At 57.7% G+C, this 22,406-nt stretch carries 22 protein-coding genes and 1 pseudogene; 11 read left to right on the forward strand and 12 right to left on the reverse strand.

All coding sequences use genetic code 11. The annotated features are described in order from the left end of the window. The first annotated feature begins 36 nt into the window (after positions 1–36). From rbfA to AC1DNW_RS31000, 6 genes are all read left to right on the forward strand, one after another. Positions 37–438, forward strand: a complete 402-nt coding sequence (gene rbfA / locus AC1DNW_RS30975) for a 30S ribosome-binding factor RbfA (protein ID WP_113307171.1) — start codon at positions 37–39, stop codon at positions 436–438. Between the two features lie 12 nt (positions 439–450). After that, positions 451–1,383 carry a tRNA pseudouridine(55) synthase TruB gene (gene truB / locus AC1DNW_RS30980; RefSeq protein ID WP_477855331.1) on the forward strand — a complete coding sequence of 311 codons (933 nt, stop codon included), beginning with the start codon at positions 451–453 and terminating at the stop codon, positions 1,381–1,383. A gap of 99 nt (positions 1,384–1,482) precedes the next feature. Further along, complete coding sequence (locus AC1DNW_RS30985) at positions 1,483–2,334, forward strand: alpha/beta fold hydrolase (protein ID WP_477855332.1); 852 nt, start codon at positions 1,483–1,485, stop codon at positions 2,332–2,334. 153 nt (positions 2,335–2,487) lie between these two features. Beyond that, on the forward strand, positions 2,488–2,757 hold the full coding sequence (rpsO, locus tag AC1DNW_RS30990) for a 30S ribosomal protein S15 (RefSeq protein WP_113298094.1): 270 nt from the start codon (positions 2,488–2,490) through the stop codon (positions 2,755–2,757). A 331-nt stretch (positions 2,758–3,088) separates the two neighbouring features. Beyond that, positions 3,089–5,239 carry a polyribonucleotide nucleotidyltransferase gene (gene pnp, locus AC1DNW_RS30995; protein ID WP_477855333.1) on the forward strand — a complete coding sequence of 717 codons (2,151 nt, stop codon included), beginning with the start codon at positions 3,089–3,091 and terminating at the stop codon, positions 5,237–5,239. Between the two features lie 133 nt (positions 5,240–5,372). Then, positions 5,373–6,389, forward strand: coding sequence for a class I SAM-dependent methyltransferase (locus AC1DNW_RS31000; protein WP_113307168.1), 1,017 nt, complete (start codon positions 5,373–5,375; stop codon positions 6,387–6,389). Between the two features lie 45 nt (positions 6,390–6,434). On the opposite strand, the gene fabI is transcribed toward AC1DNW_RS31000, so the two are convergent. Genes fabI through fabA form a run of 3 tightly spaced genes read right to left on the reverse strand, consistent with a single transcriptional unit; the run spans position 6,435 to position 9,039 of the window. Continuing rightward, positions 6,435–7,241 (reverse strand): enoyl-ACP reductase FabI, encoded by an 807-nt coding sequence (gene fabI / locus AC1DNW_RS31005; protein WP_113307167.1) that lies wholly within the window; start codon positions 7,239–7,241, stop codon positions 6,435–6,437. 4 nt (positions 7,242–7,245) lie between these two features. Then, positions 7,246–8,478 (reverse strand): beta-ketoacyl-ACP synthase I, encoded by a 1,233-nt coding sequence (gene fabB, locus AC1DNW_RS31010; protein WP_113298090.1) that lies wholly within the window; start codon positions 8,476–8,478, stop codon positions 7,246–7,248. A 45-nt stretch (positions 8,479–8,523) separates the two neighbouring features. Next, the gene (gene fabA / locus AC1DNW_RS31015; protein WP_113307166.1) at positions 8,524–9,039 is read right to left on the reverse strand and encodes a 3-hydroxyacyl-[acyl-carrier-protein] dehydratase FabA; all 516 of its coding nucleotides are present in this window, start codon (positions 9,037–9,039) and stop codon (positions 8,524–8,526) included. A gap of 302 nt (positions 9,040–9,341) precedes the next feature. Here fabA and irrA point away from each other — a divergent pair, with 302 nt between their 5' ends. After that, a complete protein-coding gene (irrA, locus tag AC1DNW_RS31020; RefSeq protein ID WP_113298088.1) occupies positions 9,342–9,761 on the forward strand; it encodes an iron response transcriptional regulator IrrA in 420 nt (139 codons plus the stop codon). A gap of 3 nt (positions 9,762–9,764) precedes the next feature. Here irrA and AC1DNW_RS31025 read toward each other — a convergent pair whose 3' ends face one another. Further along, a complete protein-coding gene (locus AC1DNW_RS31025) occupies positions 9,765–10,400 on the reverse strand; it encodes a trimeric intracellular cation channel family protein (protein WP_007814141.1) in 636 nt (211 codons plus the stop codon). 74 nt (positions 10,401–10,474) lie between these two features. Between AC1DNW_RS31025 and AC1DNW_RS31030 the strand changes: the two genes are divergently transcribed. Continuing rightward, on the forward strand, positions 10,475–10,984 hold the full coding sequence (locus AC1DNW_RS31030; RefSeq protein ID WP_113307165.1) for a hypothetical protein: 510 nt from the start codon (positions 10,475–10,477) through the stop codon (positions 10,982–10,984). A 3-nt stretch (positions 10,985–10,987) separates the two neighbouring features. Here the strand turns inward: AC1DNW_RS31030 and AC1DNW_RS31035 are convergent. Together AC1DNW_RS31035 and AC1DNW_RS31040 are read right to left on the reverse strand one after the other, a co-directional pair. After that, a pseudogene (locus tag AC1DNW_RS31035) lies at positions 10,988–11,775 on the reverse strand (YdcF family protein). A 67-nt stretch (positions 11,776–11,842) separates the two neighbouring features. Continuing rightward, positions 11,843–12,565 carry a YoaK family protein gene (locus AC1DNW_RS31040; protein ID WP_113298085.1) on the reverse strand — a complete coding sequence of 241 codons (723 nt, stop codon included), beginning with the start codon at positions 12,563–12,565 and terminating at the stop codon, positions 11,843–11,845. 273 nt (positions 12,566–12,838) lie between these two features. On the opposite strand from AC1DNW_RS31040, the gene AC1DNW_RS31045 reads away from it, so the two are divergent. Both AC1DNW_RS31045 and AC1DNW_RS31050 read left to right on the forward strand, forming a co-directional pair. Further along, complete coding sequence (locus tag AC1DNW_RS31045; RefSeq protein ID WP_477855334.1) at positions 12,839–14,245, forward strand: DUF6538 domain-containing protein; 1,407 nt, start codon at positions 12,839–12,841, stop codon at positions 14,243–14,245. A gap of 141 nt (positions 14,246–14,386) precedes the next feature. Further along, positions 14,387–15,529 (forward strand): hypothetical protein, encoded by a 1,143-nt coding sequence (locus AC1DNW_RS31050; RefSeq protein WP_477855335.1) that lies wholly within the window; start codon positions 14,387–14,389, stop codon positions 15,527–15,529. A gap of 55 nt (positions 15,530–15,584) precedes the next feature. Here AC1DNW_RS31050 and AC1DNW_RS31055 read toward each other — a convergent pair whose 3' ends face one another. The 5 genes from AC1DNW_RS31055 to AC1DNW_RS31075 all read right to left on the reverse strand — a co-directional run bounded on the left by AC1DNW_RS31055 (position 15,585) and on the right by AC1DNW_RS31075 (position 20,853). Beyond that, a complete protein-coding gene (locus tag AC1DNW_RS31055) occupies positions 15,585–16,655 on the reverse strand; it encodes an HNH endonuclease (protein WP_477855336.1) in 1,071 nt (356 codons plus the stop codon). 33 nt (positions 16,656–16,688) lie between these two features. Then, complete coding sequence (locus tag AC1DNW_RS31060; protein WP_477855337.1) at positions 16,689–17,072, reverse strand: hypothetical protein; 384 nt, start codon at positions 17,070–17,072, stop codon at positions 16,689–16,691. Between the two features lie 45 nt (positions 17,073–17,117). Next, a complete protein-coding gene (locus tag AC1DNW_RS31065) occupies positions 17,118–17,747 on the reverse strand; it encodes a hypothetical protein (RefSeq protein ID WP_477855338.1) in 630 nt (209 codons plus the stop codon). 445 nt (positions 17,748–18,192) lie between these two features. Beyond that, positions 18,193–19,533: a hypothetical protein gene (locus tag AC1DNW_RS31070; RefSeq protein WP_477855339.1), complete on the reverse strand. Its 1,341-nt coding sequence runs from the start codon at positions 19,531–19,533 to the stop codon at positions 18,193–18,195. 792 nt (positions 19,534–20,325) lie between these two features. Beyond that, positions 20,326–20,853 carry a hypothetical protein gene (locus AC1DNW_RS31075; RefSeq protein WP_477855340.1) on the reverse strand — a complete coding sequence of 176 codons (528 nt, stop codon included), beginning with the start codon at positions 20,851–20,853 and terminating at the stop codon, positions 20,326–20,328. A 451-nt stretch (positions 20,854–21,304) separates the two neighbouring features. Here AC1DNW_RS31075 and AC1DNW_RS31080 point away from each other — a divergent pair, with 451 nt between their 5' ends. Then, complete coding sequence (locus AC1DNW_RS31080) at positions 21,305–21,760, forward strand: hypothetical protein (RefSeq protein WP_477855341.1); 456 nt, start codon at positions 21,305–21,307, stop codon at positions 21,758–21,760. On the opposite strand, the gene AC1DNW_RS31085 is transcribed toward AC1DNW_RS31080, so the two are convergent. Then, on the reverse strand, positions 21,757–22,323 hold the full coding sequence (locus AC1DNW_RS31085) for a recombinase family protein (protein WP_477855342.1): 567 nt from the start codon (positions 22,321–22,323) through the stop codon (positions 21,757–21,759). The two genes, AC1DNW_RS31080 and AC1DNW_RS31085, sit on opposite strands and share 4 nt — an antisense overlap. Positions 22,324–22,406: the final 83 nt, after the last annotated feature.

The raw sequence follows: 22,406 nt of genomic DNA on the forward strand, positions 1-22,406 counted from the left end.
CCAGTCCGGCGCCCGATCCATTTGGGATAAAGAACAATGGCAACAAGACCTACAACCTCGGCACCCTCGCAGCGCATGCTGCGCGTCGGCGAGCAGGTTCGCGCAGCGATCACCCAGGTGCTGCAGCGCGGCGAAGTGCGCGACGACATCATCGAGGCAACCGTAATCTCGATTTCCGAAGTGCGGATGTCACCCGACCTGAAGATCGCGACGGCCTATGTCACGCCGCTCGGCGTTTCCGACCACAGCGTCGTCATTGGTGCGCTGAACCGTAACGCGAAATTCATCCGCGGCAGGCTCGGACCGCAGCTGCGGCAGATGAAATACATGCCGGAAGTGCGCTTCCGCGACGATACAAGCTTCGACAATTACAAGAAGATCGACGAGCTGCTGCGTTCGCCCGAGGTGAGCCGCGACCTCGACAGTGACGACGAATAACAGAAGAGATTGATGTCCAGACCACGTAAACCCAAGGGCCGCCCGATTTCCGGCTGGCTGATCCTCGACAAGCYGGTGGATTTCGGCTCGACGGAAGCCGTTTCCAAGATCAAATGGCTCTTCAAGGCGCAGAAATGCGGCCATGCTGGTACGCTCGATCCGCTCGCATCCGGCATGCTGCCGATTGCGCTGGGCGATGCCACCAAGACCGTTCCCTATGTGATGGACGGCCGCAAGATATACGAATTCACCGTCAGCTGGGGCGAAGAGCGAGCGACCGACGACCTTGAGGGCGAGGTTACGCAGAGCTCGGAGGAGCGCCCAAGCGAAGAGCAGATCCGCGAGATCCTGCCCGCCTATATCGGCACGATCAGCCAGGTTCCGCCGCAGTTCTCGGCGATTAAAATCGCCGGCGAACGCGCCTATGATCTGGCCCGCGAAGGCGAGGCGGTCGAGATCCCCTCACGCGAGGTCGAGGTTCACCGCCTGACACTTCTCGCTTGCCCGGATGCCAATACGGCGCATTTCGAGGTCGAATGCGGCAAGGGCACCTACGTGCGGGCGCTGGCCCGCGATTTCGGCCGTGAACTCGGCTGCTACGGCCATGTTTCCGGCCTGCGCCGCACTTTTGTCGCGCCCTTTGCCGAGGAGACGATGGTGCCGCTTGCAAAGCTCACGGCCCTTGAAGAAATCGAGGACATGGATGAGCGCCTTGCCGCGCTCGACGCGCTTCTGATCGACACATGCGAAGCGCTGTCGGCCCTGCCCCACCTTGTTATCAGCGATGATCAGGCACACCGGTTGAAGATGGGCAATCCGATCCTGGTTCGCGGTCGGGACGCGCCCGTTGCCGAAAGCGAGGCCTATGCGACTGCCCGTGGCCGCCTGATTGCGATCGGCGAGATCGGACAAGGCGAATTCCGGCCCAAGCGCGTTTTCGGCTGACCGCCGTTGGCCCCGCCGTAACAATGGCGGCGGTTGTCAGCCGATAGCCATGCGATATGCTCTCCCGCGGGCCATGAAGGCCCGTCAAAGGGGAAGAGTATGCGCAGAATTACAATCGGAATGCTGACGTTCTTTTCATTTTTTCTGGCCKTTGCCAGTGCTCAATCTGCCGAGCGCTGGGCTGAACTGCCGGCCTTCCCGCCCATGCCGACGCCGAAGACGAGCGGCATGGCCGATGTGAACGACATCAAGATGTATTTCGCCGAATATGGCGAGGGCGACCCGATCCTCTTCATCCATGGCGGCTTGGGAAATGCCGATGTCTGGGGCCATCAGGTCGCCGATTTTGCCAAGGACCACCTTGTTATCGTTGCCGACAGCCGCGGGCATGGGCGTTCGACGCGCAGCCAGCAGCCCTTCGGCTATGACCTCATGACATCGGATTATGTGGCACTTCTCGACTATCTGAAGATCGGCAAGGTTACGCTGGTCGGCTGGTCGGACGGCGGCATCATCGGCATCGACATGGCGATGAAGAATCCGGAGAAGCTGACCCGCGTCATCGCCCAGGCGGCCAATGTCACGACCGACGGCGTGAAGGCCGACGTCATGAACAACAAGACGTTCGCCGACTACATCAACGTCGCCGGCGAATATTACAAGAAACTATCGCCGACCCCGAACGAGTACGATGCCTTCGTCAATCAGATCTCGGAAATGTGGGCAACGCAGCCCACCTGGACTGCCGCGGACCTCGGGAAGATCACGGTACCCGTCACGCTCGCCATCGGCGACCATGACGAGGCTGTAAAGCTCGATCACACGGAGATGATGGCGAAACAGATCCCTGGCGCAAAGCTCATCATCCTGAAGGATGCCAGCCATTTCGCCATGCTGCAGGATCCTGCGGGATATGATACGATGATCCGAGACTGCATGGCGGGGCGCTGACCAGCCACCACGGAAGCCCCCTCTTTCCATCGCTGCTTATTTGGTTTATAGGCAGCGCCAGCGTCTGGGGTATCCCCCGATTGCATTCACGGCCAAAGCTGGACGACATCCCGGCTTTTGGCGACCTAGTCTCCTCTTACGAAAGGATCCCCGATGTCGATCACTGCTGAGCGCAAGACTGCGCTGATCAAGGAATATGCAACCGTTGAAGGTGATACCGGTTCTCCGGAAATCCAGGTTGCGATCCTGACAGAACGCATCAATAACCTGACGGACCATTTCAAGGACCACAAGAAGGATAACCATTCCCGCCGTGGCCTGCTGACGATGGTTTCGACCCGCCGCTCGCTTCTTGACTATCTCAAGAAGAAGGATGAAGGCCGTTACTCCAAGCTGATCACCAGCCTGGGTATTCGCCGCTAAAATTCTCCGGCGGGCGCTTCCGGGCGTCCGCCGGATGTATTTCGGGACKACGCACCCGATGAAATCTTCCATCCGCGCACTATTTCCCGCGATGGAAGACCGGCGGACCCGGATGGGCCGGATCTGCCAGACCAACCGTTGACCTGTCATGGGGCAGGATTGCCGGATGCTTTCGGCCAAGGCTTCACAAGAGCTTTGGCCCGGTTTCCTTGAGGAAATCGGCCGTTCAAAGCTTCCCGTTGTCTTGCCCGTGATACGTCACATTGAATTGCGGTCGACCCTGCGCTGCTCCAGTTGGAGACGGCGCGTTGGCTGCATTGAAGGACAAGACATGTTCGATACACATACCGTAGAAATCGAGTGGGCCGGCCGCCCTCTCAAGCTCGAAACCGGCAAGATCGCCCGCCAGGCTGACGGCGCCGTTCTCGCCACCTATGGCGAAACCGTGGTTCTTGCGACCGTCGTTTCGGCCAAGGCGCCAAAGCCGGGCCAGGACTTCTTCCCGCTGACGGTCAACTACCAGGAAAAGACCTACGCAGCCGGCAAGATCCCCGGCGGCTACTTCAAGCGCGAGGGACGTCCAAGCGAAAACGAAACCCTCGTTTCCCGCCTGATCGACCGTCCGATCCGCCCGCTCTTCCCGGAAGGCTACAAGAACGACACGCAGGTCGTCGTCACCGTCGTCCAGCATGACCTTGAGAACAATCCGGACATCCTGTCCATGATCGCGACCTCGGCTGCCCTGACGCTGTCGGGCGTTCCCTTCATGGGTCCGGTCGGCGGTGCGCGCGTCGGCTACATCAACGGCGAATATGTTCTGAACCCGCATCTCGACGAAATGGACGAGTCGACCCTGGACCTCGTCGTTGCCGGTACCTACGATGCCGTTCTGATGGTTGAATCCGAAGCCAAGGAACTCAACGAAGAAGTCATGCTCGGCGCGGTCATGTTCGGCCACAAGGGCTTCCAGCCGGTTCTCGACGCGATCATCAAGCTTGCTGAAGTGGCTGCCAAGGAGCCCCGCGATTTCCAGCCGGAGGACTACTCCGAGTTGGAAGCCGAAATGCTCAAGCATTTCGAAGCTGAACTGCGCGAAGGCTACAAGATCACCCAGAAGGCCGACCGCTACGCAGCCGTCGACGCCGTCAAGGCAAAGGTCAAGGCTCACTTCTTCCCGGAAGGCGTTGAGCCGAAGTACTCTGCCGAAGTCATCGGCGCCGTCTTCAAGCACCTGCAGGCCAAGATCGTTCGCTGGAACATCCTCGACACCAAAAGCCGCATCGACGGTCGCGACCTGTCGACCGTTCGCCCGATCGTTTCGGAAGTCGGCCTCCTGCCGCGCACGCATGGTTCGGCACTCTTCACCCGCGGTGAAACGCAGGCGATCGTCGTTGCCACGCTCGGCACCGGCGAAGACGAACAGTATGTCGATTCCTTGACGGGCATGTACAAGGAGCGCTTCCTGCTCCATTACAACTTCCCTCCCTACTCGGTTGGTGAGACCGGCCGCATGGGCTCCCCGGGTCGCCGTGAAATCGGCCATGGCAAGCTCGCATGGCGTGCCATCCGTCCGATGCTGCCGACGCCTGAGCAGTTCCCTTACACGCTGCGCGTGGTCTCCGAGATCACCGAGTCGAACGGCTCGTCCTCGATGGCTACCGTCTGCGGCACCTCGCTCGCTCTGATGGATGCAGGTGTACCGCTCGCCAAGCCGGTTGCCGGTATCGCCATGGGCCTGATCCTGGAAGGCGACCGCTTCGCCGTCCTTTCCGACATTCTGGGTGACGAAGACCACCTCGGCGACATGGACTTCAAGGTAGCGGGTACTGCCGACGGCATCACTTCACTGCAGATGGACATCAAGATCGCCGGTATCACCGAAGAGATCATGAAGGTCGCGCTTGGCCAGGCACAGGGTGGTCGTGCCCACATCMTCGGCGAAATGGCGAAGGCCATTACCGAAAGCCGCGGCCAGCTCGGCGAATTCGCTCCGCGCATCGAAGTCATGAACATTCCGGTCGACAAGATCCGCGAAGTCATCGGCTCGGGTGGCAAGGTCATCCGCGAAATCGTCGAAAAGACGGGCGCGAAGATCAACATCGAGGACGACGGCACCGTCAAGATCGCCTCCTCCTCGGGCAAGGAAATCGAAGCCGCCCGCAAGTGGATCCACTCGATCGTTGCCGAGCCGGAAATCGGCCAGATCTACGAAGGTACTGTTGTCAAGACCGCCGACTTCGGCGCCTTCGTCAACTTCTTCGGCGCCCGTGACGGTCTCGTACACATCTCGCAGCTTGCTTCCGAGCGTGTCGCGAAGACACAGGATGTCGTCAAGGAAGGCGACAAGGTCTGGGTCAAGCTGCTCGGCTTCGACGAGCGCGGCAAGGTTCGCCTGTCCATGAAGGTTGTCGACCAGGCCAACGGCCAGGAAATCCCGGCTGCCGAAAAGGGCGACAAGAAGAAGGATGAAGCGGCCGAATAAGCCGCGCCTTCTCCGTTGATATTCGGGCGCGGGACTGTTTCCGCGCCCTTTTTGTATTCGACCTTTGCGCAACTTCGGATCAAAAACCGCCGCGCACTTTCCCTGGAATTGCTCCAGATGACGGGACCAGACCATGAGCAGCGAAACGCTTAAAACTCTCTTTCACCCCTTTGCCAGCGAAACAGTAGCGTCGCCCGGCGAAGGCGAGCGTGTGCTCTTCCTTGGCGCAGAGGCAGGCTTTGTACTGCCCGAGGGCTTTGCCGCGTCTCTGGCTGCCGTGCAGGGCTTCAAGCCGCTCTACAGGCAGCTTCTGGCGCAACGCGTCGAGGCAACGCCGGAGATCGACGGTGAAGCCTATGATGCGGGCCTTGTGCTCTGCAACAAGCACAAGGGCGAAAACGAGGCCAATATTGCCGCTGCCCTTTCCCGCGTGAAGGCCGGCGGGCTGATCGTCGTCGCCGGCGGCAAGGAAGACGGTATCCAGCCGTTGCGCAAGAGGGTGGAAGGTTTCGGCCTCGATACCGAGCATATGCCGAAATATCATGGCGTTGCCTTCTGGTTCGGCCGGCCGGCCGATGTCAGCGAGATCGTTTCGAAGTTCGGGAAGTCGCCGGTGCGCGTCGACGGCCGCTTCATTGCCTCGCCTGGCATGTTCTCGCATGATCGGCTCGATGCCGGTTCGCAGCTTCTCGCCTCACGCCTGCCGACCGATTTTACCGGCGATGTGGCTGATTTCGGCGCCGGCTGGGGCTATCTCTCCGTTGAAATGGCGCAGAAGTCTCCGAACCTTGCCCGCCTCGACCTCTACGAAGCCAGTTACGAGGCCCTGGAGGCCGCCAAGGCCAATCTGGCGGAGAACTGCCCGCACGCGCCCACGCGCTTCTTCTGGCACGATGTGGCGGGCGAGCCGGTGCGGGACAAATACGATCTCGTCATCATGAACCCGCCCTTCCATGAAGGTCACGCGGCCGAGCCTTCGCTCGGCCAGGCAATGATCAAGACCGCCGCCTCTTCACTGCGCGGCGGCGGACGGCTCATGCTGGTGGCCAATCGCGGCCTGCCGTATGAACCGGTTCTTGCTGAGCATTTCAAGGATAGCGGCGAAACCTGCCGCAATGCCCGCTTCAAGGTGTTGTGGGCACGGAAATAAAAAAGGCGGCCGATGGCCGCCTTTTCTTTTTAAGCCTTGCTCGCCTTACTCGACGTCTGCCCTGCGCAGCGTCTCCAGCGTCGGCATGGAGGTGATGTTGTAGCCTGCATCCACGAAATGGATTTCGCCCGTCACGCCCGTCGAGAGATCCGAAAGCAGGTACAGCGCCGAGCTGCCGACCTGATCGATGGTGACGGTCTTGCGCAGCGGCGCATTGCGCTGGTTCCACGACAGGATGGCGCGGGCATCGGAAATACCGGCGCCGGCGAGCGTGCGGATCGGGCCTGCCGAAATGGCGTTGACGCGGATGCCGCGCTGGCCGTAATCCGCCGCCAGATAGCGCACGGAGGCTTCCAGAGCGGCCTTGGCGACGCCCATGACGTTGTAGTTCGGAATGACGCGCGTCGAGCCGTTATAGGTCAGCGTCAGCATGGTGCCGCCGTCTTCCATCAGCGGAGCGCAGCGCTTGGCGATCTCCGTGAAGGAGAAACAGGAAATAACCATGGTACGGCTGAAGTTCTCGCGCGTCGTATCGGCGTAGAGGCCCTTCAGCTCGTTCTTGTCGGAAAAGCCGATGGCATGGACGATGAAATCCAGCTTGCCCCAACGCTCCTTGAGCGCGTCGATGACCGTATCGACCGAAGCAATATCCTCGACATCGCAGGGTAGAATAAAATCGGAATTGACTTCGGCGGCAAGCGGCTTGACGCGCTTGCCGAGTGCATCGCCCTGGAAAGTGAAAGCCAGTTCCGCGCCCTGGGCAGCGAGCGCCTTCGAAATCCCCCAGGCGATAGAATGGTTGTTTGCGACGCCCATGATGAGGCCGCGCTTACCCTGCATGATTCCGGTCATATTGTTATCCGTTATAGCGCTGGAACACGAGCGTGGCGTTGGTGCCGCCGAAGCCGAAGGAATTGGAGAGAGCGATGTCGATCTTCGCATTGTCGATGCGTTTGCGGACGATCGGCACGCCTTCGAATTCCGGATCGAGTTCCTTGATATGCGCGCTTTCGCCGACGAAGCCTTCCTGCATCATCAGCAGGGAATAGATCGATTCCTGAACGCCGGCAGCTCCCAGCGAATGGCCCGTCAGTGACTTGGTGGACTGAATATGCGGAATCTTGTCGCCGAAAACTTCACGGATGGCGCCGATTTCCTTGCTGTCGCCGACCGGCGTCGACGTGCCGTGCGTGTTGATATAATCGACATCGCCCTTCACGGTCGCCAGCGCCTGACGCATGCAGCGAATGGCCCCTTCGCCCGAGGGTGCGACCATGTCATAGCCGTCGGAGGTCGCGCCGTAGCCGATGATTTCGGCATAGATCTTGGCACCGCGCGCCTTGGCATGTTCCAGTTCCTCGAGGACGAGCACACCAGCGCCGCCGGCGATGACGAAACCGTCACGGCTGACGTCGTAGGCGCGGGAAGCGGTATCCGGCGTGTCGTTGTACTTGGAGGACATGGCGCCCATGGCGTCGAAGAGGTTCGACATCGTCCAGTCGAGATCTTCATGACCGCCGGCAAACATCATGTCCTGCTTGCCCCACTGGATCATTTCCACGGCGTTGCCGATGCAGTGCGCAGAGGTCGAGCAGGCAGACGAGATCGAATAGTTGACGCCGTGAATCTTGAACCAGGTGGCGAGCGTCGCGGATGCGGTCGAAGACATGGCCTTCGGCACGGCAAAGGGGCCGATACGCTTCGGGCTGTTGTTCTTGACGGTGATCTCGGCCGCTTCGATGAGCGTGCGCGTTGACGGGCCGCCGGATCCCATGATGATGCCGACGCGCTCGTTTTCGCTGTAGTCTTTGTCTTCCAGGCCGGAATCGGCAATCGCCTGCTTCATGGCCACATGATTCCAGGCGCCGCCCTGCGAAAGGAAACGCATGGCGCGGCGGTCGACCAGTTCGGCCAGTTTCTCCGAGCCGAGCTTGGGGCTGCCCCAGACCTGGCACTTGAAGCCGTGCTCGGCGAAATCGTTGGAGAAGGAAATACCCGACTTTGCCTGCCGCAAGGATTCGGTGACTTCGGCCGCGTCGTTTCCGATCGAAGACACGATACCCAGACCCGTGACAACTACCCGTCTCATCTGCTCAAACCCTTGTTGTTTCGTGAGCCGCTCGAAATGCGGTTTTTAGGCCGTCTTATCTTTCGAGAGACCGACGCGAAGGTCGGTCGCCTGGTAAATGGTTTCGCCATCCGCCTTCAGCCAGCCGTCGGCGGTGCCGAGCACCAGACGTCCGCGCATGACACGCTTGAAGTCGATACCGTATTCAATCAGCTTCGTATGCGGACGGACCATGCCCTTGAACTTTACTTCGCCCGTCGAAAGCGCCATGCCGCGGCCCGGTTCACCGAGCCAACCCAGGTAGAAACCGGTCAACTGCCACATGCCGTCAAGGCCGAGGCAGCCCGGCATGATGGGATTGCCTTCGAAGTGGCAGGGGAAATACCAGTCGTCGGGGCGAACATCGTATTCGGCTCGCAGATAGCCCTTGTCGAAGGCGCCACCTGTTTCAGAAATGTCCGTGATCCGATGAACCATCAGCATGGGYGGCAAAGGCAGCTGCGCATTGCCAGGCCCGAAGAGCTTGCCATGTGCGCAGGCGATAAGTTCTTCATACGAGTAGCTGGACTGTCCGGTCGTCATAAATCTCTGTTTCCCCCCGCGTTCTTGGCGATGGATGTGTGTCTTTAGTCCAAGTTCACCAGAAAATGAAGCGCAAGCATGGCAGCTTCATTTCTTGGTTCCGGACCCGGCTTGAGCCAGTATTTGGTGGTCGCATACAGGAAGGCCAAGGCCTCGACCAGACCTAATTGCGTCAAAAGCCCGTTTTTGCGGCCTTTCGAAGGTTCTTGTCCCCATTGAACTATTGAAAGGCTTTTGCGCAAAAGTTATATCGCTTGAACAAACATGATTGCTTTTCGCCAGAATAACCGGAGTTGGTGTTAATGACGGGTGAAGCCCCGATCGCCATTGAGGTCAGGCTGCGCAGTGCAGGCCTGCGTCCCACCCGCCAGCGCGTTGCGCTTGGCGATCTCCTGTTTGCCAAGGGCGACCGGCACTTGACCGTCGAAGAACTGCACGAGGAAGCGGTTACTGCCGGCGTGCCGGTTTCGCTCGCGACGGTCTACAATACGCTTCACCAGTTCACGGAAGCCGGCCTGATCCGGGTTCTCGCCGTCGAGAGCGCCAGGACCTATTTCGACACCAATGTCTCCGATCACCATCACTTTTTCGTCGAAGGCGAAAACGAGGTGCTCGATATTCCGATCAGCAATCTGACCATCGCCAATCTGCCGTCGCCGCCCGAGGGCATGGAAATCGCCCATGTCGACGTGGTGATCCGTCTACGGCAGAAGCAGAGCTGATTTTCACATCACATCGTCAGGATGCCGGCCGGGCATGTGCTTGTAGGTCGGGAATGTCCAGCCGAACCACAGGGCGCCGCCGCGCACCGCGAAGGCTGCCGCGACCCCGCAGGCCGATGCGATGTAGAGCTCGGCGCCAAGCGCATTGACGCCGGTAAAGACGCCAGACCCCACCAGGGCCGCCGTCACGTAGATTTCCGGGCGCAGCAGCACGGACGGTTCATTTGCCAGGAGATCACGCAGGATGCCGCCAAAGGTTGCCGTGAGCGCACCGGTGACAATGGCGATCGTCGGCGAGCCGGTGGCGGCCAGCCCCTTGGCGGCGCCGAGCACGCAATAGGCGGCAAGACCGACCGCATCGAGCCAGATCAGGAGGCGATAGCGCGATTCCAGGAGATGGGCGGTAAAGAAGACGACGACACCCGCAATACAGCAGATGACGATATAGAAAGGGTTCAAGACCCAGAAGACCGGCACGCGGCCGAGAATGATATCGCGCACGGTGCCGCCGCCCGTCCCCGTGACGATCGCGAAAAACAGGAAACCGATCAGGTCGAGCTGCTTGCGCGAGGCCGCCAGCGCGCCGGTTGCGGCAAAGAGGGCAATGCCGGCGTAATCGAGATAGACGAGCAATGACATTGAGGCCTCCAGACCGGCGGAACGAGGCACACTGAATCATTGCGGCAAGGGCGGCGCAAGGCGGCGCATACAGAATGGAAGGCCAGAGAGCCTTTATCCATAAGAGGAAAGCCGTGAAGCTGCTGCCCGTACTCCTGAACGTCATTTTGCTGCTGGTCATGCCGGTTGCGGCCTTTGCACAGCAATCGCTGATCTCCGACCCGGAGATCTACGAGAAGAAGCATTTCCAGGAAAAGTGCACGGAAGCATCCTTCGGTGACGGCTTCCTGATCCGCCAGGATATCAATAATGACGGGCTCATGGATGTCGTCATTAACGAGGGGGAACTCACCTGCGACGGCCAGAAGGGTCCGCAGTGCAATGAAGACGGTTGCACCTATAATTTCTATCTGCAGGTGGCTGAAGGCGGCTACTTCATGATCGCGACCGCGCAGATCTTCGGCTACGACTTCGTGCAGCGCTTCGGCAACATGGTGCTCGCCATGAAAATGAGCCCGCGCTTCTGCGACCGTACCGGCGGCGACCCGTGCATAGTCACCACCCGCGTACGCGGTACGAAGTTCGTTACCATTTCCAAGAAATAGTCCTCAGCTCGGAAAGAGCAGCGTGTTGCGGCCAGCGAGGTAGTAACCGACGAGGCCGTACCATTCGCGAAGGGCGGTCCCGAAGTTTTGGGCGTTCAAGCTCGGCTGGGTAAAATCCAGGCCGAGGCTGACATTGCCGGTCGTGCGATAATCCGTTGGCCAAGGCACGATAGCGATGCCGAGTTTGCGGAAGAGGCCAACCGAGCGCGGCATGTGGAAGGCCGAGGTGATCAGCAGGCAATTCGAGAGGCCCTGCTGCGCCAGGAATTCCCTGGTGTTAACAGCGTTTTCGTAGGTCGTACGCGACTGCGTTTCCTCGACGAGACGCTCTTTGCCGATGCCGAAGATCGGGAAGAAGCGTTTGGAAGCGGCCGCGTCCCCTTCATAAGTTCCAGAGAGCGACCCGTCGCCACCCGACACCAGGATGCGGGATTGCGGATATTTCTGCGCCAAACGTAGTGCTTCGATAAAGCGGTCCGCACCATCGGCGAACTCGATCCCGTGACGAGCGGTATTCACGTCGTTCTCAAATGCGCCGCCGAGCACGATCATGCATTTGACGTCGTCAGGATCGCTGCCCGGCTTCGGGAAACGTTCCTCCAGCCCCTGCAGCAGATAGTTGCCTGATGTCGTAAAGAGCGTGACGAAAAGGAGGATGACCGCCCCCGCTGCGCCGAGTGCACTGAAAATACGCCAACGCAATAACCCGGCGATCAGGGCAGCAGAGCGCAGAAAAAAGCCAGCGACAGAGGCTGGCCAAAGATCCAGACGAGCTTGGAAAATACGAACACGTTCAACTCCTCGCCAGGTAGCGTCTGGCCTTCCTACCCGATTCGAGAGCGATCGCAATGATTGCCGTTACCTGGCGCGCGCCGGATGCGGTTGGGGAGTTGCGATCTTTTGATTGAACCGCCGCTGCAGCGGGCGGGGAATGAACAGGGCCGCAATCGCCAGCGCCATTGCGAAAACGGAAACCAGCCACAGCGCCTGCGCGCCCACATGATGCGTTATGAGAGCTCCGCTGATGGCGCCGAGCACCATGCCGCCCCATGGCACGACCTGGATCGTCCAGTCGAGACGCCGGTCGCCGATGATCCAGCGACCTATGCCGCGGCCGAAGCGCGAGAGCGCGCCGGTCACATAGGTCAGACCGATCGGCAGGCCCTCTATATGCTCGACCGCGGCATTTACCATGCCCATGGCAAGCACGATCAAGTAGAAGCGTGGCATCAGCAGATCCTGCAGCGTCATCATCGAGGCGAGCGCCAGCATGAGGCTGACGCAGCAGAGCACCACGAAGATACGCCGCACGGCGCGGTGAGCGACGACGATGCCGGCGGCATTTCCCAGCACGAAGACGATGATGGCCGACACAAGCACTGCGGCATGCCTGACGTCGCCACTGCTCAGCGCAAGGGCCGCCCGTGTCGTATTGCCGGTCATGAAGGAAACGAAGTCGCCGGTCAGAAGCAGGCCAGTCGCATCCGTCATTCCAGCCAGAAAGGAGATCGAGCCAACCAACGCCAGCCCGGTTGTAGTCCTGCGGGTTCTGATGATGCGGCGGCGTCTTGCTCGTGTCATGGTTCGCGTCCGKGAAGCGTCGAATCGGCAGGCTTCGACGACAGATATGAAAACCCGTTTTTAGCTGTTGGCAAACCGACAACTGAGCAATCGCTGACAAATGTCAGTTATGCTGACCTGAAATGCCCATTAAAATGTATTCGGAGAAGTTTGGTGGAGCTAAGCGGGAGACAACCTGGATCGAAAAATTTCTCTGCGATGCCAAAAACTTATTGAAATTCAGATGTCTGCGGGACTAGATATGGGTACTTTCTTGGGTACTTGGAGGCTTTCTTGGCCCTCTCATCTGATCGCATGTTTTTGGAACACCATGGTACCCAGTGGCGCGTTGTCGTGAACGTGCCGAAAAAGCTGCATGGGCAACTCGGGACTAAGTTGAAGAGGTCACTGGGGACAGACAGCCTTAAGGAGGCAAACCGGCTCAAGTGGGATGTTATCGCCGACCTCAAAGCAACCATCGCGCACGCGGAAAATCCATCGCTCACGTTGGAAGCCGCCCGATCAATAAGCAGAGAGCGGGCTATGCAGCAGGCCATTCGATTTGCCGAGCAGCGCAAGGGTGCGTTCGATCCGGAGCGGCGAGACGAGATTGATGAGGAGATCGACTGGCAGGCAGAATCGCTCGCAGGCCAGCCCATTGCCACCGACGAGGGCGGCCACGAGATTTTCGACCCCGAGCGCTTACGCCTCGCTAAGGATTTCTCTCAGTTAGCGCGTGGGGACAGAACACCAATCGACCTCCATCATGAGAAGTTCCTGGCGATGTCGCACGTCAAGGCTCGTACGCTGGCGGACGACAAGCGAGCGATAAAGCTCTTAAAGGATTGGTGCGACAGAGCAGGCGTACCACCTTATTTGCAGGCAATGACCAAGAAGGAAGCCGTTCGATTTTGCGATGAGCTTCCGAGCGTCACTGCCAATCTTACCCCTGTCACCCTCAACAAATACGTGAGCCGCCTTTCCGTCTATTGGACCTGGCTTGAGAACCGGCACGAGGTCGAGTCCAATATCTGGCAAGGGCGGCGCTTGCGCGAGCCACAACAGACCACCGATCAGAAGGAACGCCCATTTACCGACGATGAAGTGAAGACTTTGCTGAAAGGTCCCGCCGAGCCCGCAATGGACGACCTGATGCGAATAGCTGCCCTTTCCGGTGCCCGCTTGGATGCGATCGTGTGCCTCAAGGTGAAGGATTGCCGAGATGATGGCGTGTTCGTCTTCAAGCCCCAAAAGAAAGAACCGGGACCACGTCTCTGCCCTATCCACTCTGACCTTATCGAAATCGTTGAGCGGAGGAAAAAAGGCAAAGCACCTGAGGACGATATTTTCCCCGAATGGCCGGGCGTGAAGAAATCCAACTCCCTGCGGGAACGCTCCTTCAAGACTTCCAACGAGTTCACGGAGTATCGTCGCAGCGTTGGCGTCGAGGACAGGCGCGAGGGCAAGCGCAGAGGCCTTGTAAACTTCCATAGCTTTCGCCGCTGGTTCATCACCAAGGCCGAGCAGGCGGGGCAAATTGAAAGCACAATCGCTGTAGTGGTTGGCCACAAGCGCCAAGGGATGACCTTTGGGGTGTACTCCGGGGGACCGCTTCTTGAGCAGGCGCGGAAGTGTATTGAAGCGGTGCAGTTACCCAAGATGCCATCTCCAGTAATACGTCCTATAGGCGATGAAGGATAGTTTGAGATCAAGGTGTGTACTCAACTTGGGTAGCTATACTGTCATCATCGGTTGYGTGTATTGTAATTTACAAGGCAACTCGCGATTGGTTATTGCGCATCTGAAGTTGCCAAAATCCGATTTAACCCTTGGGAGGCCGAAATGGGGTTGCAACAAACACAGATTTCAGTGTGCAATGATGGAAACGTCTCTCAACTTGACGTTACAGACCGCACAAACGGAGGCCGATATAATCGAATAGAAGTATATCGTTGTAGCCAGCCTTCAGGTGGATATGGTATTACGGCTTCCGGTAGCCGTGTTGAATATATTGCCGGAGGAGACCATCTAAGTACCGATTCCAATAGGGTCTTTCGATATACTTTTTCGCTTGGCGAAGCAGATCAAAATCGAAGCGACTTAACATCGGTCTTAGAGGGAAGAGAAGAATTTAATCCTGTTGGCTTGCCAGACGGGAGTTGGGAAGTCCGCCTACGGGATATTGACCCTCTCAGCGACTCGTATGGAGCAATTCTGAGGTCGACCGTGCAACCAGTCGATACACTTACCTATCAACTTCACTTCGAACTACGCCCGGCACCTCAGCAAGTCCAAAAGACAAGAGTAGTGTCACCGCTTCATGCAAGAATTACTGACCTGAATCCTCAATTGCTGGACCTTGGCGTAGGCATGGCTGGATTTCCTGCACCAGTCTCAGAATCCAATGGATCTCTCGTCGCGTCAAAACCCGGCACGCACTCTGTTCTCGCCGCAAGGCCTTCAACTCATGCGAATTTAGTCGCTCAATTTGATTCAATATTGCGGACGCTACGGCACCAAACATTCTCCAGATTTCTTGCGAACCTTGATGCATACGAGGAGTTTGGGGACTTTGGCGCTAAGCCGACCCATCCCGGCACCAACCTTATCGGCCCCAACGCCAAGTTGGCTGCTGAATCGATCTTTGTGCGTCAGTACCGAGCGGCTCTCATATTACTGGGGCGTCTGAGTTCACCGGAAATGGCGAAAGGAGCAGCTCAGCCTTTAAGCCTTGCCCAATGGCAAACCAATACGCGACCCGGCGTTTATGCCATTTTCGTTGGAGCAGCAATCAACCACATAGCCGTCTATAAGCTGGGGTTGGATAAGGTGCATAGTGATTATGGGGGCATTCCAATGGCTCTTGCACCAGGAAGCCGGCTTGAAAACGACGCGACCCCTGTAGCCGACGCGTGGCGCTGCAACCAGACTCTCGGCGAGGTGGCGGACATATTTTATCTCTCGGAGCCTCAGACCACCTATTGAACTCTTGTGCGAGACCGCCGTTCCAGACGACTAAAGCAAGAATGTGGTGGCGTGGTCACAAACGGATTGTTAGCCCTAGAGCTAGCTTGCGGTGCAGCACGCGGTGACAGTTCGCGCATAAGCACTTCAAGTCTTCCATCGTGGTTTTGTGACCAGGCCCCATATCCGCTACATGAGTTCGATGATGGTGCACCTCAATGCACGCGGACCCCACCTCCTCGCCATAGAGTTTGAGGGGATCGAGCTTGCAGTCCTCACAAAAGAGCCGCCCGTGCTTCGCGATAAACTCATCTCGTTTTTGCTTAGCGAGACCAGGATGCCTTTCACGTCTTAGATGAGCGACGATCTTCGGATTACCTTCAATCCAGCTTCGCTCCTCTTCAGTGGGGGCAAAACCGCCCAGCTGTATCTCGACATCCGTTTGACTTGGCTTGGGACGCGCAACACCATCTTTTTTGGGAGTAATCCAGAGACCCGCATCTTCGAGCAACTCAAAACAGATTTGCCCCCATCCGGCGCTAAAATGTTGGGGGAAAGCCTCGATACCAAGGGCCTCCTCTAAGGCCAGACCGAAGACTTTTTTCGGCGCAAGTGGGGTCCCGTCATCAGTCAGTGCATCGTAGTCGCGGGACTGCGCGAAGTTTGAAGCGTCCTCGCCGTTAAGAAGCTTCTTTACAGCGTTGTGAATGTGGGTTGCTGTGACCTTTCTGAGGTCAATCGCAGGCAGGCGAGTAACACCGCGCTTAGCCTCAATGACTGCCCTCATTTCCGCTGGATTGGTGCCAGAAGTAGCAATCAGAAGCCGTCGCCACGCACCATGGCTGGAGCTGCCTTTATTCATTTCGCGCACCAGTTCATCGAACCGCATTGCTACTGACGACCGGCGATCAAAGGAAAGTTCGCGTTCAGCAAGATTGATCCCCTGAACCGGCAGGCTGTCAAGGTAGATTCGATAATCAATTCTTGCGCCATCCAGACGTGACAACAGCAATTCGAGTGCCGCTCGGTAGTCACGGTTCCGGTCTTTCCCGCTGCGACCGTGGAGAATCAGCCCAAGGTCATGCATCTCAACCTTCGCATTGAGCTGTGTGCCGAGATCAGTGGTGAGAATCAATGGGGCGGGCATGAAGAGAAATTGATCAGCAAACGCAAAGGTTGTCTAGCTCACAACAAGGCAAGTATCGTCGCCACGCCAATCCCTCAAAGACGCCTGATAGCCGTTGCAGATCGCGTACCAGCAAGCATCCTTATCGTCGCTCTCCTGCCATCCCGGCGCACAGAGCACGACCCGATGGAACTTGGCGTTACACAAGCCGTGATTGGCGAGCAGGCGGGGATCGTCCATGAACCACGGCCTGAGGTCTTTGCTTCGAGTCCACTTCGGGACGGCTTTCCAATCGGCATCGCCACCGGCTTCGCTCAGAGGCCCCACCGCGCATGACTTCCAGTTGGACAGGACGATGGGTTGATCACAGGCGTAGGCTCGTGGTGCGCCGACGACAAACAGCGAGGCCAAGGCCAATAGCAGTTTCTTGTGAACCATAGACCCCATCACCGTTCCCCACTCGTAGCCGCTCACGGTTCAAAACTACATCAAACTCGCGATGAGCTCTAAAATTCTCTTGGCGATGTGCTCAAGACCAATACCAAGCGCCTCTTCGGTCTTCGTTTTTGCTGTACTTTGGGCGACCTCTTTGGCGAGGCTGGCGGTCTTCTTCAAAAGCCCGGTCTCGACCATCGGAGCCTTCAATACCGCTAGCGTCGTCTCTAGGATGGCAATGAGCTGGGCACGCTCAATGGCAGTCAAGGCGGCCTGTTCTTCAGGCAAGTTTGTGGCCTTGGCTAGAAGCACAGCTTCGTCAAGCAGGTCGGAGACATCAGCGATGATCTCCTTTGCGCGTGATCCACGCTTCACGTAGACCCATTGTTCTGTCCAAACCTGAATTGGCGGGGGTGGATGTGCGTCGGCAAGCTCTTGGGTCAGACTATCCTGATTGGCCTCATAATCTTGAGGCGCTCCGTCACCAACGTGCTCACTCTCCAATTTTCGGAGATAGCCTCGGGCATGGGACAATACGGCGATCATCACAGGGCCCCTTAGCTTTGCGTCAATGTTCGTAAGTTTATTCACGATCGATGGATTGATCCCGATGCCATKCAGCACGCCCTTCGTCTCGAAATCCACAAAGACAGATACTGCTTCCGGGATATATGTCATGGGCATCTGCTGCCGTTCATTGAGGTTTGAAGCTCTCAGCCTGCTGAGGCTCCGCTCGATGCCCTTCGACATCTMGTGGATTTTTTGTAGGGAAAAGTTGGGGCGACTCAATCTGTGACCATGATGGCGTGGGTTGCGGGTCTTAGAAGCGTGGCACACTGGGGTTGCGCCTGCAAGCTGGCGAAAGACACCGCTGTTACTAGACCCCATCACCTTTCACCGGCAGCACCTATTGGACTGAACTTTAAGTCTCCTGCTACCGAACGCAAAGAATGGCTTTGAGGCATTGCATTGGAGGTGAATTGTCCATCGATCATCCTTCTCCAGAAGGCAGCCCCATCATGTTGCATAGAGGCTGCTTCAAGGTCAGTCACTTTGAGATACGCCTGCTAGGTTGCTCTAAGCAGGCTTCTAGCCCCCTCTAAGCAAAGGTGATGATGGGGTCTCACTCAGTAAGGTCTATTCCCTCTGAGCCAGTCCTAGAGCTCCATAGGGGGGAGTTATTTCGCGGCGGCCTATGGATCGGCTTTTCGACCACCGGCAGTGACCGGCCCACCTTGGCGGCGCTGACATTCTGCATTGTCGCGATGGCAAATTCCCTCTGGCTGACTGCCACCATGATACCATCGTGCATTGGCAAGGCGGCGACGCCCTTTGAGCCAAGTTCAAGGAGAATGCCGACAAGAATTTCGCTTTCTACCGCCATCAATTCAAATCCCGCATTGGTATCGAAAAGGGAAGCGATTGCAGGATGGCGAGCGTACGCAGCGGCTTTGAACCTCTCCATAGTCCACCCCAGAGGGAGCGCCTCCTTGCTGCCGACAGGCAACCGCCGCGCCGCCGCGTTTCGGAAGAAAAGCGAGACCATGAGCGATTTGACGGCCTTTCGGTGGTCCTCCAGCCCGGGGACTGCGTAAAGGTCGCCGGTAGGGGGCACTATTCCTTGGCGGCAGTAAGCGAGCTGAATGAACATGGAGCCGAAATCTAGGTCTACCACTGACTCACCGCCAATCGTTAACAGATAGCGCTGATCCCTAGGGAGATCCTCCCAAAAGCCACTGTAGAGCCTGCCATGGCGGTCGAACATACGAGCATCTTCGGGCTGATCTATACGGAACTTTCGCACGAGGTGGCTGGGGCCGGTTTGTTCACCACCAAGGCGGATATCGGCTCTGTTGAGGACCCCGTTGATCTCTGCCATCTGGGCTCGCAGGGCRTCCGCCTCTCTGCAGTCCACATAGTCAATTGGCGTCTTATGTCCGCTTCTTCTACTTCCCGCCCATAGCTCGATTGTCTCTCGGCCTTCCAGGTGATGGATATCGGCAAGCGATACCCCGTGAGCGGCAACGAGCTGCCGGAAGCGCGACGTCGGGGCGACGACTGTCCGACGCTCCTTAAAGACAGCCTCTTGGACTGAAACCAGGCCCGCGTTTTCAGCCTCCTCAATCACAAGCCTGAGAACATCAGCGTTGAAATCTTTCCGGTCGTATCGGCTGAGCTTACCGTTCCTCAGTGGCACCGCCAGACCCGCGTAGCGAACGGGGCTTACAGCGACCATCACAAGGTTTGCTACGAGCGTCACAGAGCAAAGCTTCCGACGCTCCGCCGCGTCGGCTCTGGGTTTCCTTCCGGGCGTGATGATCGGAGGCGCAAGCATTTCAAAGACGCATTCGGCCAATGCAACGAGCCGACCGTAACCAGCGGTCAACCATGCATCATAGTGGAGAACATAGGGCAACGCCTTCGTGGCTGCCGATTTCTGGGGAAGCAAGATAAAGCTCCACATGTGCGTCCCCACCCCCGCAAGGAGATCAAACGGTGGTGAGGACTTTCAATTTTGGTTAGGACGCCTGAGCGACAGGCGGATGAGATGGATGGGGTCCAAAGTGCTGCGTCCGCATAGCGATCACCTCGGGCACCACAGCGCGGGCTAGCTCGTCGCATGCCCTCGCCAGCGTCTCCCCGATCTTCCTCAGAACGTGGCCTGATGAGCGAGGATAGGCGTGAAGCTCGGCCTCGCGGGTGCCGCCCGTTCGGGGGTCCCAGACGTCCCACTTGCGGTKGGTGCCGCTGGCTAGCCTATGGACAGCCTTCGCAGCTTGCACGATGCGGAACTCTCGGGTCCGATGACTGCCGAAATCATCCTCAATCAGGGCTGCAACCCCGACATAGATGGCAATGAGCCGCCTTGTGGGAATTTCCGCCGCCCTCAGACGCGCAAAGGCGATCCGAGCGCGGTATTCCGCCGACTGGCCCCGTAAGTTCATCGCAGGGTCCACGCGTCCGAGCCCGGCCATGAAGTGCTCCAGCTCCCAGTATGTCCCCCGATAGGTCGAGGCCTCTCGGTGTTCCTTAATCCACCGTTCCGCGCTCTTAACGTAAGGCAACAACTCGGACGCCTTGTAGGTCGCGTGCCAATGGGAACCGTGTCGAGACTTCCTTTGGACGTGGTAGCGGCAGTGAAAACCTGCCATCCCATTGCCTTGTGATGCCTCGGCAAGTCGACAACAGCCCGGAACAGTACATCTCTGCTGATTGCTAGCTTCAGGCATAACAAGCGGCAATGCCTTGCGGGCTCTCACTGGACCGCTCCGGGATCGAGCTCACCATCCGCCCACAATCCGGTAAAATCCACCGGCACCTCCAACAGCGCTTTTTTTGTATACCTTTTTTGCAGGGCGGTTGCCTTCTGGAATAGCTGCTCCTCTTCGGACGTTTCCGGCACGCGCGCTGGTGAGATCTCGAACAAAGCTCGGAGGGTCGCGGTGCGTTTCCAAGCTTCGCTTTGATCGGCCATCTTTTTAGGCTCGTGAGATTCTCGGCGCGACGCCTGATCAATGCGCTCCCAGAACTTTGGACTCTTCACAAAAACAGTAACTTTTGGCCAAGGACCCGCTTCGAGGTCGTCTGGCAAACAATGGCTTAAAGCGTGATTGATGGCCAAAGCAAAAAGCGAAGTAGGGTCTTTGACTCTCGCAAGCCCCCAAAATGTGCGCAGCTCATCTCCTCTTTTGAGGATAGCACAATACGAACATCTTCGATGACCATCGTACGAGCTAGGTCGTTCGGCTTCACCAGCCGCTATATACAGTTCGATTTCTTCCATTCTTTCCTCTGTTTCTGCCGCTCCCCAAATATAGATCTCGTTTCTCAGCCGTTCAAAGGAATATATCACCAAATATTCTGGGCAGATGTCCTCAGGAGGACATGGAAATACTTACCAGAGCTAATTCATGAGCAGTCTCGAAAATACGATGAAGAGAATATTTTGCTATTTCTGTTGCGGGAGGATTCCGCCGAGTGATATGAAATCGCTTGAGCGCAGACGCGGCGCTCCGGGGCATAGAAACTCCGAGTCCAGCGGTTTGGTCCCCACCGGAAGGGATGACCGATCCTTGACCTTCTCTAGGTCGGGGAGCCTGTGGCGTATGTCCAGGTTCACCGAACTAAAGGCCTCAGGGACCGACTGGACTCGGTTTTCTAACTCCCCGATCAAGGGGTCATGGAGGCAAGCTTGCGGGGGCGAACCGCAGGCAAAGGCCTCAAGGGAAATCGATATGGAGTCCACCGAGACGACGCTGCCGCAAGTTAACCGCACCAAGATCGACGCGGGGCAAGAACCTATTAGGGAACTATTCGAGCTGCTGGCCCGCTACATTGTGACAGGGGCTGCGGCGTACTACGGTGTCGTAACGCTGGGCAAAATCGCCATTATGGTGGTTCCTGAGCTTTCACAGCATCCCAAGGGCTTCCTCCTCGGCCTACTGATTTCTTTCGTAGTTTTGCTGGGTGCGTTAAATTCCGGGCTTAACGTAGGGAAAGGCCAGCGCTTCAGGCGAACCATCGCAATCTACGCATACCCGATCATTCTGGCGGCAGGCCTCTGGGGCGGCTACAAGTATTCTGAATTCGATTTGCCCCGAACTGATAAAGGTCGCCGATATGAAGCCGCCCTTTCAGCATGCATGGAACAACCAATGTGCATCCGGCGCATGGAAGAGAAGGCCCCTTAGGCAAGCCCTTCCTTCAAAATCCTGAACACACTCGCACGGCTGATGCCCAACGCAGACTGGATGTCCGCGACCTTCTTTCCCTCAGCCTTCATGCTCAACACGATGTCCGCCTGATTGCGAGCCGTGGGTGCTCTCCCCTTGTATTTTCCTTCGGCTTTGGCTTTGGCGATGCCTTCCCGCTGCCGCTCTAACATCAGCTCTCGTTCAAACTCCGCGATAGACCCCAGCAGATTGAGCATCAGCTTGCCGGTAGGTGTGGAGGTGTCCAGATTAAGGGCGAGGATACGCAACTCGACGCCCTTTGCTTTCAGCTTCTCCGTGATGGCCACGAGGTCCGCCACCGAGCGAGCAAGACGGTCCAGCTTCGTGACCACCAGCACGTCCCCCTCACGGACAAACTCAAGCGCACGCTCAAGCTGGGGTCTTTCGTTCGCCACAGAGGAAAGCTGCTCTTGGAATATCTTTGTGCACCGCGCCGCTTGTAGGTCGCGGAGCTGAGCTTCTAGTCCCGCCTTCTGGTCGGTGGTGGATGTGCGGGCGTAACCTATCATCACTGCTGGCATCGTAGCGTCCTCAGAGTCTCACAAGAGTTGATGACCATGAGATACAATTAGTCTCAAAATGTCAATTGTACTTATGTGAGACT

This window comes from Rhizobium sp. 05L429, from assembly GCF_056397645.1.

What these genes read in the sequence shown, in the direction of transcription:
- AC1DNW_RS31050 (WP_477855335.1), top strand. Translation starts at nt 14,387, where the DNA reads ATGGGGTTGCAACAAACACAGATTTCAGTGTGCAATGATGGAAACGTC.
- AC1DNW_RS31025 (WP_007814141.1), bottom strand. Translation starts at nt 10,400, where the DNA reads ATGTCATTGCTCGTCTATCTCGATTACGCCGGCATTGCCCTCTTTGCC.
- rbfA (WP_113307171.1), top strand. Translation starts at nt 37, where the DNA reads ATGGCAACAAGACCTACAACCTCGGCACCCTCGCAGCGCATGCTGCGC.
- fabI (WP_113307167.1), bottom strand. Translation starts at nt 7,241, where the DNA reads ATGACCGGAATCATGCAGGGTAAGCGCGGCCTCATCATGGGCGTCGCA.
- rpsO (WP_113298094.1), top strand. Translation starts at nt 2,488, where the DNA reads ATGTCGATCACTGCTGAGCGCAAGACTGCGCTGATCAAGGAATATGCA.
- AC1DNW_RS31000 (WP_113307168.1), top strand. Translation starts at nt 5,373, where the DNA reads ATGAGCAGCGAAACGCTTAAAACTCTCTTTCACCCCTTTGCCAGCGAA.
- irrA (WP_113298088.1), top strand. Translation starts at nt 9,342, where the DNA reads ATGACGGGTGAAGCCCCGATCGCCATTGAGGTCAGGCTGCGCAGTGCA.
- AC1DNW_RS31040 (WP_113298085.1), bottom strand. Translation starts at nt 12,565, where the DNA reads ATGACACGAGCAAGACGCCGCCGCATCATCAGAACCCGCAGGACTACA.
- AC1DNW_RS31080 (WP_477855341.1), top strand. Translation starts at nt 21,305, where the DNA reads ATGGAGTCCACCGAGACGACGCTGCCGCAAGTTAACCGCACCAAGATC.
- AC1DNW_RS31075 (WP_477855340.1), bottom strand. Translation starts at nt 20,853, where the DNA reads ATGGAAGAAATCGAACTGTATATAGCGGCTGGTGAAGCCGAACGACCT.
- AC1DNW_RS31085 (WP_477855342.1), bottom strand. Translation starts at nt 22,323, where the DNA reads ATGCCAGCAGTGATGATAGGTTACGCCCGCACATCCACCACCGACCAG.
- AC1DNW_RS31055 (WP_477855336.1), bottom strand. Translation starts at nt 16,655, where the DNA reads ATGCCCGCCCCATTGATTCTCACCACTGATCTCGGCACACAGCTCAAT.
- AC1DNW_RS31030 (WP_113307165.1), top strand. Translation starts at nt 10,475, where the DNA reads ATGGAAGGCCAGAGAGCCTTTATCCATAAGAGGAAAGCCGTGAAGCTG.
- fabB (WP_113298090.1), bottom strand. Translation starts at nt 8,478, where the DNA reads ATGAGACGGGTAGTTGTCACGGGTCTGGGTATCGTGTCTTCGATCGGA.
- AC1DNW_RS31060 (WP_477855337.1), bottom strand. Translation starts at nt 17,072, where the DNA reads ATGGTTCACAAGAAACTGCTATTGGCCTTGGCCTCGCTGTTTGTCGTC.